The 16,955-nt window shown below is 71.1% G+C and carries 16 protein-coding genes and 2 tRNA genes; 13 read left to right on the forward strand and 5 right to left on the reverse strand.

Features of this window, described 5'->3' with window-relative positions:
• Positions 1-207: 207 nt before the first annotated feature.
• Positions 208-381: a hypothetical protein gene (locus tag ACIQ8J_RS10505; RefSeq protein WP_403266166.1), complete on the forward strand. Its 174-nt coding sequence runs from the start codon at positions 208-210 to the stop codon at positions 379-381.
• 36 nt (positions 382-417) lie between these two features.
• Here the strand turns inward: ACIQ8J_RS10505 and ACIQ8J_RS10510 are convergent, their stop codons facing one another.
• Both ACIQ8J_RS10510 and ACIQ8J_RS10515 read right to left on the reverse strand, forming a co-directional pair.
• A complete protein-coding gene (locus ACIQ8J_RS10510; protein ID WP_403266169.1) occupies positions 418-975 on the reverse strand; it encodes a CGNR zinc finger domain-containing protein in 558 nt (185 codons plus the stop codon).
• Between the two features lie 196 nt (positions 976-1,171).
• A complete protein-coding gene (locus tag ACIQ8J_RS10515) occupies positions 1,172-1,588 on the reverse strand; it encodes an SsgA family sporulation/cell division regulator (RefSeq protein ID WP_053723613.1) in 417 nt (138 codons plus the stop codon).
• Positions 1,589-1,937: 349 nt separating this feature from the next.
• Between ACIQ8J_RS10515 and ACIQ8J_RS10520 the strand changes: the two genes are divergently transcribed.
• The 3 genes from ACIQ8J_RS10520 to ACIQ8J_RS10530 all read left to right on the forward strand — a co-directional run bounded on the left by ACIQ8J_RS10520 (position 1,938) and on the right by ACIQ8J_RS10530 (position 2,636).
• A tRNA-Val gene (locus ACIQ8J_RS10520) sits at positions 1,938-2,009 on the forward strand.
• Between the two features lie 69 nt (positions 2,010-2,078).
• On the forward strand, positions 2,079-2,525 hold the full coding sequence (locus ACIQ8J_RS10525; RefSeq protein ID WP_403266172.1) for an SRPBCC family protein: 447 nt from the start codon (positions 2,079-2,081) through the stop codon (positions 2,523-2,525).
• A gap of 39 nt (positions 2,526-2,564) precedes the next feature.
• Positions 2,565-2,636, forward strand: a tRNA-Val gene (locus tag ACIQ8J_RS10530).
• 51 nt (positions 2,637-2,687) lie between these two features.
• Here ACIQ8J_RS10530 and ACIQ8J_RS10535 read toward each other — a convergent pair.
• The gene (locus ACIQ8J_RS10535) at positions 2,688-3,413 is read right to left on the reverse strand and encodes a 3'-5' exonuclease (protein WP_403266175.1); all 726 of its coding nucleotides are present in this window, start codon (positions 3,411-3,413) and stop codon (positions 2,688-2,690) included.
• 190 nt (positions 3,414-3,603) lie between these two features.
• On the opposite strand from ACIQ8J_RS10535, the gene ACIQ8J_RS10540 reads away from it, so the two are divergent.
• The 4 genes from ACIQ8J_RS10540 to ACIQ8J_RS10555 all read left to right on the forward strand — a co-directional run bounded on the left by ACIQ8J_RS10540 (position 3,604) and on the right by ACIQ8J_RS10555 (position 8,172).
• The gene (locus ACIQ8J_RS10540; protein ID WP_403266178.1) at positions 3,604-4,182 is read left to right on the forward strand and encodes a DUF4365 domain-containing protein; all 579 of its coding nucleotides are present in this window, start codon (positions 3,604-3,606) and stop codon (positions 4,180-4,182) included.
• Positions 4,182-5,375 carry a hypothetical protein gene (locus tag ACIQ8J_RS10545; protein ID WP_403266182.1) on the forward strand — a complete coding sequence of 398 codons (1,194 nt, stop codon included), beginning with the start codon at positions 4,182-4,184 and terminating at the stop codon, positions 5,373-5,375. Before ACIQ8J_RS10540 ends, ACIQ8J_RS10545 begins: the two co-directional genes overlap by 1 nt.
• Before the next feature lie 153 nt (positions 5,376-5,528).
• Positions 5,529-7,505, forward strand: a complete 1,977-nt coding sequence (gene thrS, locus ACIQ8J_RS10550) for a threonine--tRNA ligase (RefSeq protein ID WP_403266184.1) — start codon at positions 5,529-5,531, stop codon at positions 7,503-7,505.
• Positions 7,506-7,611: 106 nt separating this feature from the next.
• On the forward strand, positions 7,612-8,172 hold the full coding sequence (locus ACIQ8J_RS10555) for an HIT family protein (protein ID WP_403266615.1): 561 nt from the start codon (positions 7,612-7,614) through the stop codon (positions 8,170-8,172).
• Positions 8,173-8,175: 3 nt separating this feature from the next.
• Here ACIQ8J_RS10555 and ACIQ8J_RS10560 read toward each other — a convergent pair whose 3' ends face one another.
• The gene (locus ACIQ8J_RS10560; RefSeq protein ID WP_403266187.1) at positions 8,176-9,849 is read right to left on the reverse strand and encodes a hypothetical protein; all 1,674 of its coding nucleotides are present in this window, start codon (positions 9,847-9,849) and stop codon (positions 8,176-8,178) included.
• A 164-nt stretch (positions 9,850-10,013) separates the two neighbouring features.
• Positions 10,014-12,212: an elongation factor G-like protein EF-G2 gene (locus ACIQ8J_RS10565; RefSeq protein ID WP_403266190.1), complete on the reverse strand. Its 2,199-nt coding sequence runs from the start codon at positions 12,210-12,212 to the stop codon at positions 10,014-10,016.
• A gap of 272 nt (positions 12,213-12,484) precedes the next feature.
• On the opposite strand from ACIQ8J_RS10565, the gene pgsA reads away from it, so the two are divergent.
• The 5 genes from pgsA to pdxS all read left to right on the forward strand — a co-directional run bounded on the left by pgsA (position 12,485) and on the right by pdxS (position 16,950).
• Positions 12,485-13,150: a phosphatidylinositol phosphate synthase gene (gene pgsA / locus ACIQ8J_RS10570; protein ID WP_403266192.1), complete on the forward strand. Its 666-nt coding sequence runs from the start codon at positions 12,485-12,487 to the stop codon at positions 13,148-13,150.
• A complete protein-coding gene (locus ACIQ8J_RS10575; RefSeq protein ID WP_403266194.1) occupies positions 13,147-14,043 on the forward strand; it encodes a phosphatidylinositol mannoside acyltransferase in 897 nt (298 codons plus the stop codon). The genes pgsA and ACIQ8J_RS10575 overlap by 4 nt, the downstream gene beginning before the upstream one ends.
• Positions 14,040-15,200 (forward strand): glycosyltransferase family 4 protein, encoded by a 1,161-nt coding sequence (locus tag ACIQ8J_RS10580; RefSeq protein WP_403266197.1) that lies wholly within the window; start codon positions 14,040-14,042, stop codon positions 15,198-15,200. Before ACIQ8J_RS10575 ends, ACIQ8J_RS10580 begins: the two co-directional genes overlap by 4 nt.
• A 153-nt stretch (positions 15,201-15,353) precedes the next feature.
• Positions 15,354-15,899: a hypothetical protein gene (locus ACIQ8J_RS10585; RefSeq protein WP_403266200.1), complete on the forward strand. Its 546-nt coding sequence runs from the start codon at positions 15,354-15,356 to the stop codon at positions 15,897-15,899.
• Between the two features lie 130 nt (positions 15,900-16,029).
• Positions 16,030-16,950 (forward strand): pyridoxal 5'-phosphate synthase lyase subunit PdxS, encoded by a 921-nt coding sequence (gene pdxS / locus ACIQ8J_RS10590; protein ID WP_403266202.1) that lies wholly within the window; start codon positions 16,030-16,032, stop codon positions 16,948-16,950.
• Positions 16,951-16,955 lie beyond the last annotated feature (5 nt).

A 16,955-nucleotide genomic window follows, 5' to 3' on the forward strand; every position in this document is an offset into this window, starting at 1 on the left:
GGCTGCGCCGCGGCGCCTCACCTAAACCGCCCGGGCTCGTGGGGGGGGGGGGGGGGGGGGGGGGGGGGCCCGGGGGGGGGGGGGGGGGGGGGGGGGGCCCCCCCCCGCGGCCGGTTTCGCGCGCGCGAACAAGATCGAGCGAAATGCCGCTCGTTATGGGCGTGTTGGTATATCCATGCGGTGGGGGTGGGTCATCATCGCCCCGAGATGCTGGACACTTCCCGGGGCTCCAACCCTGCACCGACCGACAAGCCGAGCGCGCCCGACCCTCCGGCGCGGGGCTGTCTCTTCGCGCTCTCCCAGCCGCCCCTGATGATCTTCCTGGGGGTGATCGGCTGTCTGCTGCTCATGGCGGCCGTGCACGATCTCTTCCTGCTCTGACCACTCCGGGACCCGGTGTCCGGGCTGCGGCCGGGATCAGCCCGCGGCTTCCTTGCGGCGGGCCCGGTACGCGGCGACGTGCAGGCGGTTGCCGCAGGTGCGGCTGTCGCAGTAGCGCCGGGAGCGGTTGCGGGAGAGGTCCACGAAGGCCCGTCCGCAGTCCGGCGCCTCGCACCTGCGGAGACGTTCCTGCTCGCCCGTGACGACGATGAAGGCGAGTGCCATGCCGCCGTCCGCGGCCAGGTGGTCGGCCACCGAGGCGCCGGGCGCGAAGTAGTGCACATGCCAGTCGTAGCCGTCGTGGTCGGTCAGCTGCGGGGTGGTGCCCGCGGCGGCGACCAGCTGGTTGACGAGCTCGGCCGCGCTGTGGGCGTCGGGCGCCGCGAAGATCTCCGCGAACCTGCTCCTGACTCCCTGGACGCCTAGGAGGTCGCGGCTGGAGAGCTGCTCCACACCGCTCACGCTGTGGTCCTGGACGAAGCCGTACAGCGCGTCCAGGTCCGCGAGGCGGTCCGTCTCCTCGCTCTCCGGTGCGGTGTTCACCAGATCGACCACCATGTCGAGGGCGATCCGGGTGTCGTGAGGGATCAGCACGATTGGCTCCCTGGCCTGCGGCGGGCGGGGCGCCCGTCGATGCTGGCCGACTCTAGCGGCTCGTGCCGTCGGCGCACCGGCGCCGTCCCCCACGACGGCTTTCGTGGGGGACGGCGCCGGTGGCTGCCGTTATGTGGTTGTCCGCGCGGCGCCGTCGCCCCGAGTCGGACGGCGCCGTGCGGCTCTCTCCGTGGCCTCAGTTGTTCTCGGCCAGGATGTGCGAGAGTTCCGTGTCGAGATCGAAGTGACGGTGCTCGGTGCCGGGCGGCACCGCGGCGTCGGTCCGCTTCAGGAACGACTCCAGGGCCCGCGCCGGGGCTTCCAGCAGGGCTTCTCCTTCCGGCGAGCTCAGGGCGATACAGACGACGCCCTGGCCGTGACTGCGTGACGGCCAGACTCTGACGTCGCCGGTTCCGGTGGGCCGGTGCAGGCCCTCGGCGAGGAGGTCGCGGGCGAATACCCACTCGACGGTCTCCTCGGCTCCGGTGTGGAAGGTGGCGTGCACGGCATAGGGATCGGCCGTGTCATACCGCAGGCCCGCGGGTACAGGCAGTGAGGACTCGCTCGACACAACGAGGCGCAGGTGCAGCTCGCAGCTGACCGTGGTGTTCATAAGCGCCAGGGCCTTTCGCTCAGTGTGCGCTCGGGGATTCGCACGTCGGCGAAATCGACATGCCACCTACGGTGCCGTTGTAAACCCCTCTGACCGTTTTGTGGACCTTCACGTAGCTCGTACGGCCGACTATTACTTTGCGTGATAGGTCCATTTCGGTGAACCCGTTTTCGGACGCGGGTCCGGCAGATCGGGCGGCATGGATACGGGGAGTGACGGGTGGCCGACGCGGTGCTCGTCCAATTGTCTGCGGGCAGGCGCTCGCCATCGCGGCGCCGAGGAAGATCACCGAGTGGCCCGCGCGTGGTCAAAGGCCCCGCTGACATGGGGTAATGTTTGCGGTGCGTCCGGGCGATTAGCTCAGTGGGAGAGCGCTTCGTTCACACCGAAGAGGTCACTGGTTCGAACCCAGTATCGCCCACCCGGACCGAAGGCCCCGGAGATCGTCTCGATCTCCGGGGCCTTCGGCGTTCCCGTGCAGACTGGGGGCATGGACTGGTGCCGCTACCGCTTCCGCAGCGTCTGGGAACTGCCCGCCGCACCCGCCGCCGTGTACGCGGTCCTGGAGCGCGCCGAGGAGTACCCGCGCTGGTGGCCCGAGGTCCGCGAGGTGACCCCCGTGGACGACCGCACCGCCACCGCCCGGCTCCGCTCGCTCATCCCGTACGACCTGTACGTCACCGCGCGCGAGGGCCGCCGCGATCCGGCGGCGCTGGTCCTGGAGGTCGTGCTGAGCGGCGACCTGGAGGGCTGGGCGCGCTGGACGCTGGTCGCGCACGGCGGCGGTACGCGGGCCGTCTACGAGCAGGAGGTCGAGGTGCGCAAGCCGCTGATGCGGCGGCTGGCGGTGCCGGGCCGCCCGCTGTTCCGCGCCAATCACGCCCTGATGATGAGGTCCGGGCGGCGCGGCCTTCGGCGCCGGTTGGACGCGGTTTGAAAGCTGGGCGTGGGGGCCTGTATTGTTCAGTCCGTTCCCGGGCGATTAGCTCAGTGGGAGAGCGCTTCGTTCACACCGAAGAGGTCACTGGTTCGAACCCAGTATCGCCCACCGGGAAAGGCCGGTCCGTCACTGACGGACCGGCCTTTTTGCTGCCGATCCTCAAGCCGCCGCCGGGAGTTCGGGACGCAGCGGCCAGGCCGTGTCGACCAGTTCCGGGGTGCCCTGCCGGGCGAACCAGGCCTGCAGGCCGCGCGCCTGGGCCGCGTGCCAGGTGGCCTGCAAGGTGTGCAACTCGGTCGGCGACAGCCGTTCCAGACGGGCCGCGAACCTGCGCCCCACGGCCCGTACGACCTCCAGGGCGGCCAGCGCGTCGGCGGCCGCGTCGTGCGCGCCCTCCAGCGTCACGCCGTAGTGGGCGCAGAGGTCGGTGAGGGTGCGGCGGCCCTTGCGGTAGCGGTCGAGGTGCTTGTCGAGGACCCGGGGGTCAAGCACGCGCAGCGGATCCCCGTCGAGGTAGTGGTCCAGGCAGGCGGCGCGGTGGCGCCTCAACTCCCGGTCCAGGAGCGTCAGATCGAACGGTGCGTTCATGATGACCAGCGGCCGGCGCGCCGCGCACTGCTCGGCAAGCCCCTTCGCGATCTCCTCCATCACGGGGGACGGCCAGCGCCCGTTCAGCTGGAGGTGCTCATCGGTCAGTCCGTGCACGGCGGTGGCGCCCGCCGGGACCGGAACCCCGGGATTGACCAGCCAGCGCGTCGCCCGCGGCCGCGCACCCGGACCGTCCTGGACTACCAGCGCGGCCGAAACTATCCGGTCCTCCTCGACGTCGACCCCGGTGGTCTCGGTGTCGAATGCCGCCAGGGGACCCTCGTACCAGCACGTCATGTCTACTCAACTCCTCGCGCACTCCTGGCAGATGGCGTGCTTCCCCTGCCCGATTCGGTGATACCCGTGCTGTTTGCGGCGTACGCCGTTTGCGGGGCCCGGAGTACGGAGACAACACAGGTGGCGGGCTCGGCGGTTGACGGTCCGTCACGAGGAAGGTTCGGCACAGTCCGGAAGGCCTACGACAGCCATGTCGCTCGCGCAGCCCGATCCGGCCGCGCCCGGACACGGTCTGCTGCCCGAGCGGATCGCACCGCTGCGCGGCTCACTCGCCACCACCGCCTGCATGGAGACCCTTCAGGTGGGCTATCTGCACGCGGTGGCGGCGGCAGCGGGGTGTTCGCTCTCGCAGCCCTTTCCGGACAACGGGATCGACTGGCACGTGAGTCACAGTGCTCCCGGCCACACGGTCGACGACGAAGTGACGATCAAGGTGCAGCTCAAGTGCACGTACCAGATTCCGCCGCATCCGCCGGGCGGGGCCTTCTCGTTCACGCTGGACAACGACCATCTGGTGAAGCTGGCCCGCACGCCCGTGTCGGTGCACAAGATCCTGGTCGTGATGCTGGCGCCGAGGAGCCGGGACGAGTGGCTGCGCGCGGGCCACGACCGCCTGTCGCTGCGGCACTGCTGCTACTGGACCAATCTGGCCGGACAACCGGTGACCGGCCGGCGCAGGACCACGGTGCGAATACCGACCTCGCGGATCTTCGACGACCGCGCGCTCTGCGAGATCATGACGCGGGTCGGGGTGGGAGGGAGGCCCTGATGCGCTGGTCCGAGGAAGAGGCTGGAGCGGTCCCGCCGGTTGCCGGCCAGGTCGATCCGGCCGTCCTGGGGGCGCTGCTGCACCGGCACGGCTGGCGGCGGCGCGGGGGAGCGGCGGGGCGGTACGCCCGCTGGACACCGCCCGGAGCAATCGGTTCCGGTACGAGTCTGCTGGTCCCGGAGAACCGGGCCTACCCGGACAGCGAGGACCTGCTCGGCGAGGCGCTGACCGCGCTCGCCCGCAGTGCCGCGCCCTCCGCCCGCGAAGTCCTCGTCTCGCTCGCGGTGCCCAGCGACGAGGTGCGCTGGTGGCGCGAGGTGCCCCAGGGGCCGCTCGGCACGGCCTCCTGGAACGAGCAGGAGCAACTGCGCGGCGCCGCGCACCGGATGCTGCTCGCGGGCGCGCTGGCGGTGCGCGGGCCCGCCGGGTACTACGGGGCGCGCCACAGAAGGCAGGCCCTTGCCCCCCTCGCGGAGGTCCTGGTCGGCCCGGGGCCCGACGGCCGGCTCACCGCGTTCGTACCGGTGGAGTCCGGACGGCCCGCGATGGTGCGGCTGTACGAGGCGCTCAACGCGGTCCGGGACGCGGTCGACTACCAGCGCGCCACGGCCGGCATGGAGGCCTTCGACGCGGCCGTGCGGGCCGGGGTCAGCCGGGAGCTGACCGAGGCGGTGGTCGCCCTGGTGCACGGCACCGAAGGCGTGCGGATCGCCCTCGACTGGGCACCCGCGGCCGGGGTGCCGACGGGCTGTGCGCCCCGGCCCGAACCCGTCGACTTCTCGCCCGGGGACCTGCCCGCGCTGCGCGCGGCGGGCGCCCGCTATCTGCGGGACGAGCCGTCCGTGCCGGTGCGGATCACCGGGGCCGTGGTGCGGCTGAGGCGCTCGGGGCCGCGCGGACCGGGCGTCGTACGGCTGCGGGTGCTGGCCGGGGCGGAGGTCCCGCACGTCCGGATGGAGCTCGACGAGGAGGCGTACCGGATCGCCGGGCACGCGCATCTGGTGGGGCTGCCGATCCGGGTGGTGGGGCGGCTGGAGAGCCGGGGCGGGTTCCGCCGGCTCTCGGGGGCGCGGGGCGTGACCCCGGTGCAGGTGGACGACGCCGAGCGGGACCGCCTGATGAAGTCGCTCCAGGAGAACCTGGACTTCTTCGAGGAGGCCTGCGGAGCGGAGCCGGACTCCGAAGCCGACTGAACGGCCCGTCCGGGAGGCGCGGCGGATCGGGGTCCGGGCCGCCTCCGATCCACCGGGCACCCCATAACCGTTTCGCGGCGTACCCCACCGGCTCGGTAGGATCGTCTCGCGTACGCGACACGCTGCGCGCCCCCCTACGGCAGGAGAAGTCCGGTGTCAGACGTCCGTGTGATCATCCAACGCGATTCCGAGCGGGAAGAGCGCGTGGTGACGACGGGCACTACGGCCGCCGAGCTCTTCGCCGGTGAGCGCACCATCGTCGCGGCCCGCGTGGCCGGCGAGCTCAAGGACCTGGCGTACGAGGTGAAGGACGGCGAGGAGGTCGAGCCCGTCGAGATCTCCTCCGAGGACGGCCTCAACATCCTGCGCCACTCCACCGCGCACGTCATGGCCCAGGCCGTGCAGGAGCTGTTCCCCGAGGCCAAGCTGGGCATCGGCCCGCCGGTGCGGGACGGCTTCTACTACGACTTCGACGTCGAGAAGCCGTTCACGCCCGAGGATCTCAAGGCCATCGAGAAGAAGATGCAGGAGATCCAGAAGCGCGGCCAGCGCTTCGCGCGCCGCGTCGTCACCGACGAGGCCGCCCGCGAGGAACTGGCGAACGAGCCCTACAAGCTGGAGCTCATCGGCATCAAGGGCGCCGCGTCGACCGACGACGGTGCGAACGTCGAGGTGGGCGGCGGCGAGCTGACCATCTACGACAACCTCGACGCCAAGACCGGTGACCTGTGCTGGAAGGACCTCTGCCGCGGTCCCCACCTGCCCACCACCCGCAACATCCCGGCGTTCAAGCTGATGCGCAACGCCGCCGCCTACTGGCGCGGCAGCGAGAAGAACCCGATGCTCCAGCGCATCTACGGCACCGCCTGGCCCTCCAAGGACGAGCTGAAGGCGCACCTGGAGTTCCTCGCCGAGGCCGAGAAGCGCGACCACCGCAAGCTGGGCAACGAGCTCGACCTGTTCTCCATCCCGGAGCAGATCGGCTCCGGCCTCGCAGTCTTCCACCCCAAGGGCGGCATCATCCGCCGGGTCATGGAGGACTACTCGCGCCGCCGGCACGAGGAGGAGGGGTACGAGTTCGTCTACACCCCGCACGCCACCAAGGGGAAGCTCTTCGAGACCTCGGGCCACCTGGACTGGTACGCCGACGGCATGTACCCGCCCATGCAGCTCGACGAGGGCGTGGACTACTACCTCAAGCCCATGAACTGCCCGATGCACAACCTGATCTTCGATGCGCGCGGGCGTTCCTACCGTGAACTGCCGCTGCGCCTCTTCGAGTTCGGCACCGTGTACCGGTACGAGAAGTCGGGCGTCGTGCACGGCCTGACCCGGGCCCGCGGCTTCACCCAGGACGACGCGCACATCTACTGCACCAAGGAGCAGATGGCGGCCGAGCTCGACCGCACCCTCACCTTCGTGCTCGGTCTGCTGCGCGACTACGGCCTCACCGACTTCTACCTGGAGCTCTCCACCAAGGACCCGGAGAAGTTCGTCGGCTCCGACGAGATCTGGGAGGAGGCCACCGAGACGCTGCGCCAGGTCGCCGAGAAGCAGGGCCTGCCGCTGGTCCCGGACCCGGGCGGCGCCGCCTTCTACGGCCCGAAGATCTCCGTGCAGTGCAAGGACGCCATCGGCCGCACCTGGCAGATGTCGACCGTGCAGCTCGACTTCAACCTGCCGGAGCGCTTCAACCTGGAGTACACCGGCCCCGACGGCACCAAGCAGCGCCCGGTGATGATCCACCGCGCCCTGTTCGGCTCCATCGAGCGGTTCTTCGCGGTGCTCCTGGAGCACTACGCGGGTGCCTTCCCGGCGTGGCTGGCCCCGGTGCAGGCGGTCGGCATCCCGATCGGCGACGGCCACATCCCCTACCTCCAGGACTTCGCCAAGCAGGCCAAGGCCAAGGGGCTGCGGGTCGAGGTGGACGCCTCCTCCGACCGGATGCAGAAGAAGATCAGGAACGCGCAGAAGCAGAAGGTGCCGTTCATGGTCATCGCCGGTGACGAGGACATGGCCGCCGGCGCGGTCTCCTTCCGCTACCGCGACGGCTCCCAGGAGAACGGCATCCCGGTCGCCGAGGCCATCGCGAAGATCGAGAAGATCGTCGTGGAGCGGACGCAGATCTGACGTCCTGCCGTACGAGCACGCGGCCCCCGGGAAGCCCCGCTTCCCTGGGGCCGCCGTGCGTGCGGCCCCGGGCAGCCCGGACGACGCCCCGGCCGCCCGAAGTCATATGCTGCACACCATGACGAGTGAGCCGGAGCAGCAGATCGGAGTGGGGACGCAGGACGCGTTCCAGCGCCTGTGGACGCCCCACCGGATGGCGTACATCCAGGGCGAGAACAAGCCGACGGGGCCGGGGTCCGGCGACGGGTGTCCGTTCTGCTCGATCCCGGCGAAGTCGGACGAGGACGGGCTGATCATCAAGCGCGGTGAGCACGTGTACGCGGTGCTCAACCTCTACCCGTACAACGGCGGGCACCTCATGGTCGTGCCCTACCGCCACGTCGCCGACTACACCGAGCTCGACGCGGCCGAGACGGTCGAGCTCGCCGAGCTCACCAAGCGGGCGATGACCGCGCTGCGCACCGCATCCGGGGCGCACGGGTTCAACATCGGGATGAACCAGGGCACGGTGGCCGGTGCCGGGATCGCCGCCCATCTGCACCAGCACCTCGTGCCGCGCTGGGGCGGCGACACCAACTTCATGCCGGTCGTCGGCCACACCAAGGTGCTGCCCCAACTCCTCGCGGACACCCGCAAGATGCTGGCCGACGCCTGGCCCGAGGACTAGCCCTCACGCGTCGTACCAGTCCGCCTTCCTCGGCGCCGCGTCCTGGACCATGCCGCTGAGGATGAGCGAGCGGTTGGTGAAGCGATCGGTGTTCACGCCGTGGTCGTCGAGCACCTTCATGGCCGCGGCGTGCACCGTCCGCAGCACGGGGGTGGCGGCGCGCATCGCGTCGTCGGCCATGAAGCGGTGGCGCCAGGGCTGGTCGGCCCAGGCGTGCCGCAGCCCGAACGGCTCGGGCAGCGCTATCCGGCCGCCCAAGTAGTCGAGCAGCGGCGGGTACCAGGTCAGCGGGGCGCGGGCGGCGAGCCGCACCACTTCGGTGGCGTCGACCAGGGGCAGCGGGATCGTCTTCTTCTCCCAGAACTTGAAGGTCTTGTCGACCTCCTTGGTCTTGGGCGCGGGCTTGGTGGTGAACAGCGCGTGCACCGGGCCCAGCGCGTGCCCGGTCACCTCGATCCGCAGCGTCTCGTGCAGCACGGTGACGGTGACCATCATGGTGATCACCAACTGGCCGTCCCAGAGCGTGAATTGGACGCCCAGGTAGTGGCGGTTGCCGCTGGAGAACTGCTGCTCGTTGCAGATCCGCTGTATCTCGTGCTGGCGCACCTGGAAGTTGTCGATGTCCTGGCCGCTGGGCCGGGACACCTCCTTGGCGCCCTCGCCGATCGGCGACACCACCCAGTTCTTGATGGACGGGGTGGGGAAGCCGCCGGTGTGCAGCGGGCCCCGCTCCAGCGTGAGCAGGCGGTCCTGGACCGCCCTTATGACGTCCCAGCTGCGGAAGCCGTGGATCTCCTTGCCGGCTTCCTTCGGCACCAGCTCCTCGGCGAGCTGCCAGCTGCCCCAGCGGGTGCCCATGCCCAGTATTCCCTTGGGCCCCGCGTAGAAGACCATGTTGCTCTGGTCCTCGGCGGCCAGCTTGACCAGCGACTGGCGCAGCTGTTCCGCCGAGCCCGCCGCCGAACTCTTGGGGACCGCCTCGGGGATCTTCGCGCCGATGCCGCCACCGCCGAGCAGGTTGTCCCAGCGGGACCGCAGATCCAGTGCGGTCTTCTCGCAGATGCGCTTGGCCGCGTACCAGCCGATGACCGGGGCCACGAGCATCGCGCGCAGATAGAGGGCGAGGAAGCCGTTGAAGGGCAGCTTGATCAGGAAGACCACGGCGGCGATCCCGGCGGCCGCGAGCAGGACGGTGCCGAGCGCGCCGACCCGCCGGTCCTTGGCGCCCGCGAGCGTGCGGCGCAGCTGGAAGGTGCCCAGCCAGATCAGCAGACCGGGCAGGAACAGCAGCCCGAACACCACCATCACCAGCGTGAGCCGGGTGTCGCGTTCCTTGCGGATCCGGATCGAGGCGAGGCAGTGCTCGACCACGGTCTGCGGCTCGGTGCCGAAGGACTGGATGATGCCCTTGCGGGTGGCGCCCAGCATCCGGGACTGCACGGCGCGGGAGAACGCCTCACCGAGGTTGGGCTCGAAGAGCGACAGCTTGCCCTTCTTCACCTCGGACTCGTGCCACTCGTTGTTGGCCTTGAGTATGTCCTCGACCGGGCTGTCCCGGTACGCGGCCGAAGCGAGCGCCTGGGTCGCGGCCGTCTGGCCGGCGGAGCCCTGGAGCGGCACCTGCGGCCTGGGAAGGAAGTCGAAGAACGGTTCTTCTGCTGTCACTGCCGCCCCCATCGCCGCACTTCGTCACTCTGCGGCCGGTACCCGGCCATCGCCCCCGGCACACCTGCTGAGCTGGGACCACAGCGTATCGGGCAGGCGGCCCGCCCGTCAGGGGACATCGGAATGCCGCCCACCGCAAGGTGATTGAGGCGGGCGGCTTTCTGAGTAACTGTCAGTTACCGTCCTTCTTCTGCCTGTTCACGAATTTTGTCGGCGAGCTGGGGAGGCATCGGCTCGTGCCGCGCGTACTTCCGGCTGAACCGGCCGGTGCCGTGCGACAGCGACCGCAGGTCCACCGCGTACCGGCCGATCTCGATCTCCGGGACCTCGGCGCGCACCAGCGTGCGCCCCGGGCTCGCCTGTTCGGTGCCGACCACCCGGCCCCGGCGTCCGGACAGGTCGCTCATCACCGGGCCCACGTAGTCGTCGGCGACCAGGACCTGGACCTCGGCGACCGGTTCGAGGAGGTGGATGCGGGCCTCGGCGGCCGCCTCGCGCAGGGCGAGCGAGCCCGCGGTCTGGAACGCCGCGTCGGAGGAGTCCACCGAGTGCGCCTTGCCGTCCAGGAGCGTGATGCGCACGTCCACCAGCGGATACCCGGCCGCGACACCCCGCGCGGCCTGGGCCCGTACCCCCTTCTCGACGGACGGGATGAACTGCCGCGGGACCGAGCCGCCGACCACCTTGTCCACGAACTCGATGCCGCTGCCCGGCGGCAGCGGATCCACCTCGATCTCGCAGATCGCGAACTGGCCGTGCCCGCCGGACTGCTTGACGTGCCGGCCGCGCCCCGCGGACCGTGCGCCGAACGTCTCCCGCAGCGACACCTTGTGCGGTACGGCGTCGACCTGGACGCCGTACCTGCTGCGCAGCCGCTCCAGGGCGACCTCCTTGTGCGCCTCGCCCAGGCACCACAGCACCAACTGGTGGGTGTGCGGGTTCTGTTCGAGCCGCATCGTCGGGTCCTCGGCGACCAGCCGCGAGAGCCCCTGCGACAGCTTGTCCTCGTCGGCCTTGCTGTGCGCCTCGATGGCGAGCGGCAGCAGCGGGTCGGGCATGTCCCAGGGCGCCATCAGGAGCGGGTCGTCCTTGGCGGAGAGCGTGTCCCCGGTCTCGGCCCTGGACAGCTTCGCCACACAGGCGATGTCGCCCGCGACGCACTTGTCCAGCGGGCGCTGCTGCTTGCCGAACGGGGAGGACAGGGCGCCGATGCGCTCGTCGACGTCGTGGTCCTGGTGGCCGCGGTCCTCCAGGCCGTGGCCGGAGACGTGCACCGTCTCGTCGGGGCGCAGGGTGCCGGAGAAGACCCGCACCAGGCTGACCCGGCCCACGTACGGGTCGGAGGAGGTCTTGATCACCTCGGCGACCAGCGGGCCCTCGACGGCGCAGGCCGGCGCCGGACGGGCCTTGCCCTGCGGGGTCGTGACCTCGGGCGCGGACCGTTCCAGCGGGGTCGGGAAGCCGCCGGTGACGAGTTCGAGCAGTTCGATCGTGCCGAGGCCCTGCTTGGCGCCGTCGGCGGCCGGCGCCGCGGCCAGGACCGGGTGGAAGGTGCCGCGCGCCACCGCCCGCTCCAGGTCCGTCACCAATGACTTGAAATCGATGTCCTCGCCGCCGAGGTAGCGGTCCATGAGGGTCTCGTCCTCGCTCTCCGCGATGATCCCCTCGATGAGCCGGTTGCGGGCCTCCTCGATCAGCGGGAGCTGCCCCGCGTCGGGTTCGGTCTCCTTGCGCTCCCCGGAGGCGTAGTCGAAGACCCGCTGCGAGAGCAGTCCGATCAGACCGGTCACCGGCGCGTGCCCGTCCGGGCCCGCCGCGCCGTGCACCGGCAGGTACAGCGGCAGCACGGCGTCGGGGTCGTCGCCGCCGAACTCCTCGGCGCAGATCCGGGTCATCGCGTCGAAGTCGGCGCGGGCCGCCTCCAGATGCGTGACCACGATCGCCCGCGGCATCCCGACGGCCGCGCACTCGTCCCAGACCATCCGGGTCGAACCGTCCACCCCGTCCGCGGCCGAGACGACGAAAAGGGCCGCGTCCGCCGCTCGCAGACCGGCCCTGAGTTCCCCGACGAAGTCGGCGTATCCGGGGGTGTCCAAGATATTGATCTTGAAACCACCCCATTCGACCGGGACCAGCGACAGCTGTACGGAGCGCTGCTGCCGGTGCTCGATCTCGTCGTGGTCGGAGACGGTCCCGCCGTCCTCGACCCGGCCCGCGCGGTTGACGGCCCCCGCCGCCAGCGCGAGCGCTTCCACCAGGGTGGTCTTCCCGGATCCGCTGTGGCCGACCAGCACCACATTCCGTACGGATGAGGGGTGGTCGGCCGCCGTAGCCCTGCCGGCGGCCCCGGGGTGTGCGTTCGCCTTGTCGCCCATGTCCGTTCCTCCCGATTTCGTGCGCGGTGAGGTGGTGAGAGGGCGCGGACACGCGGACCCCGCGTGCCGAGGCGGCATCAGCGACGCCCGCGGTAATTCGAGCTTTCCACTCCGGTCACTGTGCGTCCATACGTCGTACGGGACCGCACGCGGACAGTGGCCCGCCGGTCACCCAGCGGGTGCCCGGCGGTGCGTTCCCCCAGTCGTGGCTACGATGGGTCGGCCGGTGGCCAGCAGGGGCCGCGCGGCCACACCGACCCCTCGGGAAGGCCATGCTGAACAAGTACGCGCGTGCATTCTTCACGCGTGTCCTCACGCCGTTCGCCGCATTTCTGCTCCGCCGCGGAGTCAGCCCCGACGCGGTGACCCTCATCGGTACGGCCGGAGTGATGGCGGGTGCGCTGGTCTTCTTCCCCCGTGGCGAGTTCTTCTGGGGCACCGTCGTCATCACCTTGTTCGTCTTCTCCGACCTGGTCGACGGCAACATGGCCCGCCAGGCCGGGATCTCCAGCCGCTGGGGCGCCTTCCTCGACTCGACGCTCGACCGGGTCGCCGACGGCGCGATCTTCGGCGGTTTCGCCCTCTGGTACGCGGGGACGGGCGACGACAACGCCCTGTGCGCCGTGGCCATCTTCTGCCTGGCCAGCGGCCAGGTGGTCTCGTACACCAAGGCGCGCGGCGAGGCGATCGGGCTGCCCGTCGCGGTCAACGGCCTCGTCGAGCGCGCCGAGCGCCTCGTGATCTCGCTCGTCGCCGCGGGCCTGGCCGGACTCCACAAGTTCGGCGTGCCGGGCATCCAGGTGCTGCTCCCCGTCGCGCTGTGGATCGTCGCCGTCGGCAGCCTCATCACGCTGGTGCAGCGGGTGGTGACGGTCCGCCGGGAATCGGCGGAGGCCGACGCGGCCGCGGCCGAGGCGGCCGGTGAGGTGGGCGCATGAAGGACAGGCTGACCGACGCGCTGTACGGACTCGGCTGGGCCACCGTCAAGAAGCTGCCGGAACCGGTCGCGAACGGACTTGGCCGGCGCATCGCGGACACGGTGTGGAAGCGGCGCGGCAAGAGCGTGCTGCGCCTGGAGTCCAACCTGGCCAGGGTCGTGCCCGACGCCTCGCCGCAGCGCCTCGCCGAGCTGTCGCAGGCCGGGATGCGTTCGTACATGCGGTACTGGATGGAGTCGTTCCGGCTGCCCGCGTGGAGCAAGGAGCGGATGGCGAACGGCTTCGTGCCGCAGGACGTCCACCACCTGATCGACGCCCTCGCCTCCGGACGAGGAGTCGTCCTCGCGCTGCCCCACATGGGCAACTACGACCTCGCGGGCGCCTGGGTCACCACGAAGCTGGAGACCCCGTTCACCACGGTCGCCGAGCGCCTCAAGCCCGAGACGCTGTACGACCGCTTCGTCGCCTACCGCGAGGGCCTCGGCATGGAGGTCCTGCCGCACACCGGCGGCTCCGCCTTCGCCACCCTGGCGCGGCGGCTGCGCGCGGGCGGCCTGGTCTGCCTGGTCGCCGACCGCGACCTGTCGGCATCCGGCGTCGAGGTCAAGTTCTTCGGCGAGCAGACCCGGATGCCCGCCGGACCGGCCCTGCTCGCCCAGCAGACCGGCGCGCTGCTCCTGCCGGTGACCCTCTGGTACGACGACTCGCCGATCATGAAGGGCCGGGTGCACCCGCCCATCGATGTGCCCGAGAAGGGCGACCGGGCCGAGAAGACCTCCGTGATGGCGCAGGCGCTGGCCGATGCCTTCGCCACCGGAATCGCCGACCATCCCGAGGACTGGCACATGCTGCAACGGCTGTGGCTGGCCGACCTGGAGGAGCGCAGACCGTGAAGATCGGCATCGTCTGCCCGTACTCCTGGGACGTACCGGGCGGAGTGCAGTTCCACATCAGGGACCTGGCCGAGCATCTGATCCGGCTCGGCCACGAGGTGTCGGTGCTCGCCCCCGCCGACGACGAGACGCCGCTGCCGCCCTACGTCGTCTCGGCGGGCCGGGCCGTCCCGGTCCCGTACAACGGCTCGGTGGCGCGGCTCAACTTCGGCTTCCTGTCGGCCGCGCGGGTACGCCGCTGGCTGCACGACGGCACCTTCGACGTCATCCACATCCACGAGCCGGCCTCGCCCTCGCTCGGGCTGCTGACGTGCTGGGCGGCGCAGGGCCCCATCGTCGCGACCTTCCACACCTCCAACCCCCGCTCCCGCGCGATGATCGCGGCGTACCCGATCCTGCAGCCCGCCCTGGAGAAGATCAGCGCGCGGATCGCGGTGAGCGAGTACGCGCGGCGCACCCTGGTCGAGCACTTGGGCGGCGACGCGGTCGTGATCCCCAACGGCGTCGACGTCGACTTCTTCGCGAAGGCCGAGCCGAAGGAGGAGTGGCAGGGGGAGACGCTCGGCTTCATCGGCCGCATCGACGAGCCGCGCAAGGGCCTGCCGGTCCTGATGAAGGCGCTCCCCAAGATCCTCGCGGAGCGCCCCGGGACCCGGCTCCTCGTCGCGGGGCGCGGCGACGAGGAGGAGGCGGTCGCCTCCCTGCCGCCCGAGATGCGCTCCCGGGTCGAGTTCCTGGGCATGGTCAGCGACGAGGACAAGGCGCGGCTGCTGCGCAGCGTGGACGTGTACGTCGCCCCCAACACCGGTGGCGAGAGCTTCGGCATCATCCTGGTCGAGGCGCTGTCGGCGGGCGCCCCGGTCCTCGCCAGCGACCTGGACGCCTTCGCGCAGGTCCTGGACCAGGGCGCGGCGGGCGACCTCTTCGCCAACGAGGACGCCGACGCCCTGGCTCTGGCCGCGGTACGCCTGCTGGCCGACCCCGAGCGCCGCGCCGGGCTGAGCGAACGCGGCTCGGCCCATGTGCGGCGCTTCGACTGGGGGACGGTCGGCGCGGACATCCTCGCGGTGTACGAAACGGTGACGGACGGCGCGGCCTCGGTGGCGACGGACGAACGCACCGGATTCCGGGCGAGGTTCGGCCTCGCCCGCGACTGAGGCGCCCCGGGGGGGTGTCCGGCCGATCATGGCCGGGGCCGCGGCCGAGGCGCCTCGCGGGAGTGTGAGCGGCGGAGCCCCGCGGACCGCCCGGCCCGGTGCTCCGCCGCCGTCGGGCAGTGACGCCCCCGCCTCCCGGTAGCCTTGCGGCCCGTGACCGTAACCCTCATCTGGATCGCCGTCGCCCTCGTCGCGATCGGCCTCTATCTCAGCTGGACCGCCGGCCGGCTCGACCGGCTGCACGCCCGGATCGACGCGGCCCGCGCCGCCCTGGACGCACAGCTGCTGCGCCGCGCCTCGGTCACCCAGGAACTGGCCACCAGCGGGGTGCTCGACCCCGCCGCGTCCATCGTGCTCTACGAGGCCGCGCACGCGGCACGGCAGGCGGAGGAGGAGCACCGGGAGGTCGCCGAGAGCGAGCTCAGCCAGGCGCTGCGGGCGGTCTTCGGGGAACCCGCGCAGGTCGACGCCGTACGGGAGGCGCCGGGCGGCGTGGCGGCCGCCGAGGAACTGGCGCAGTCGGTGCGCCGGGTGCCGATGGCGCGGCGCTTCCACAACGACGCGGTACGGGCCGCCAGGGCGCTGCGCAGGCACCGCACGGTGCGCTGGTTCCGGCTGGCCGGTCACGCCCCCTTCCCGCTCGCGTTCGAGATGGACGACGAGCCGCCGACGGCGCTGGCCGACCGTCCGGGCAGCTGACTTCGGCCTCCGGACCGTCTCCACTGGCGCAGAACGATCCACCGGCTGCGCATTGGCCCTTGATGTGGACTGGTGCACCGGGGTTCTCTCATGGCAGCAGAATCCCTTCTTCACCCAGTGAGGTCGCTCCGTGTCCAGCACGCCTTCCAGCTCCACCCAGTCCGACAGCCCCGCGATCGGCACCGCCCGCGTCAAGCGCGGCATGGCCGAGCAGCTCAAGGGCGGCGTGATCATGGACGTGGTCAACGCCGAGCAGGCGAAGATCGCCGAGGACGCGGGCGCCGTCGCCGTCATGGCCCTGGAGCGGGTTCCGGCCGACATCCGCAAGGACGGCGGCGTGGCCCGGATGTCCGACCCGAACATGATCGAGGAGATCATCGGCGCGGTCTCCATCCCGGTGATGGCCAAGTCCCGCATCGGCCACTTCGTCGAGGCCCAGGTCCTGCAGTCGCTCGGCGTCGACTACATCGACGAGTCCGAGGTCCTGACCCCGGCCGACGAGGTCAACCACAGCGACAAGTTCGCCTTCACCACGCCGTTCGTCTGCGGCGCCACCAACCTGGGCGAGGCCCTGCGCCGCATCGCCGAGGGCGCGGCCATGATCCGCTCCAAGGGCGAGGCCGGCACCGGCAACGTGGTCGAGGCCGTCCGCCACCTGCGCCAGATCAAGAACGAGATCGCCCGGCTGCGCGGCTTCGACAACAACGAGCTGTACGCCGCCGCCAAGGACCTGCGCGCCCCGTACGAGCTGGTCAAGGAGGTCGCCGAGCTCGGCAAGCTCCCGGTCGTGCTGTTCTCCGCCGGTGGCGTGGCCACCCCCGCCGACGCCGCGCTGATGCGCCAGCTCGGCGCCGAGGGCGTCTTCGTCGGCTCCGGCATCTTCAAGTCGGGCGACCCGGCCAAGCGCGCCGCCGCCATCGTGAAGGCCACCACCTTCTTCGACGACCCGAAGATCATCGCGGACGCCTCCCGCAACCTGGGCGAGGCCATGGTCGGCATCAACTGCGACACCCTGCCCGAGGCCGAGCGCTACGCCAACCGCGGCTGGTAGTCACT

This window comes from Streptomyces sp. NPDC094147, assembly GCF_044764265.1.
GTDB lineage: Bacteria > Actinomycetota > Actinomycetes > Streptomycetales > Streptomycetaceae > Streptomyces.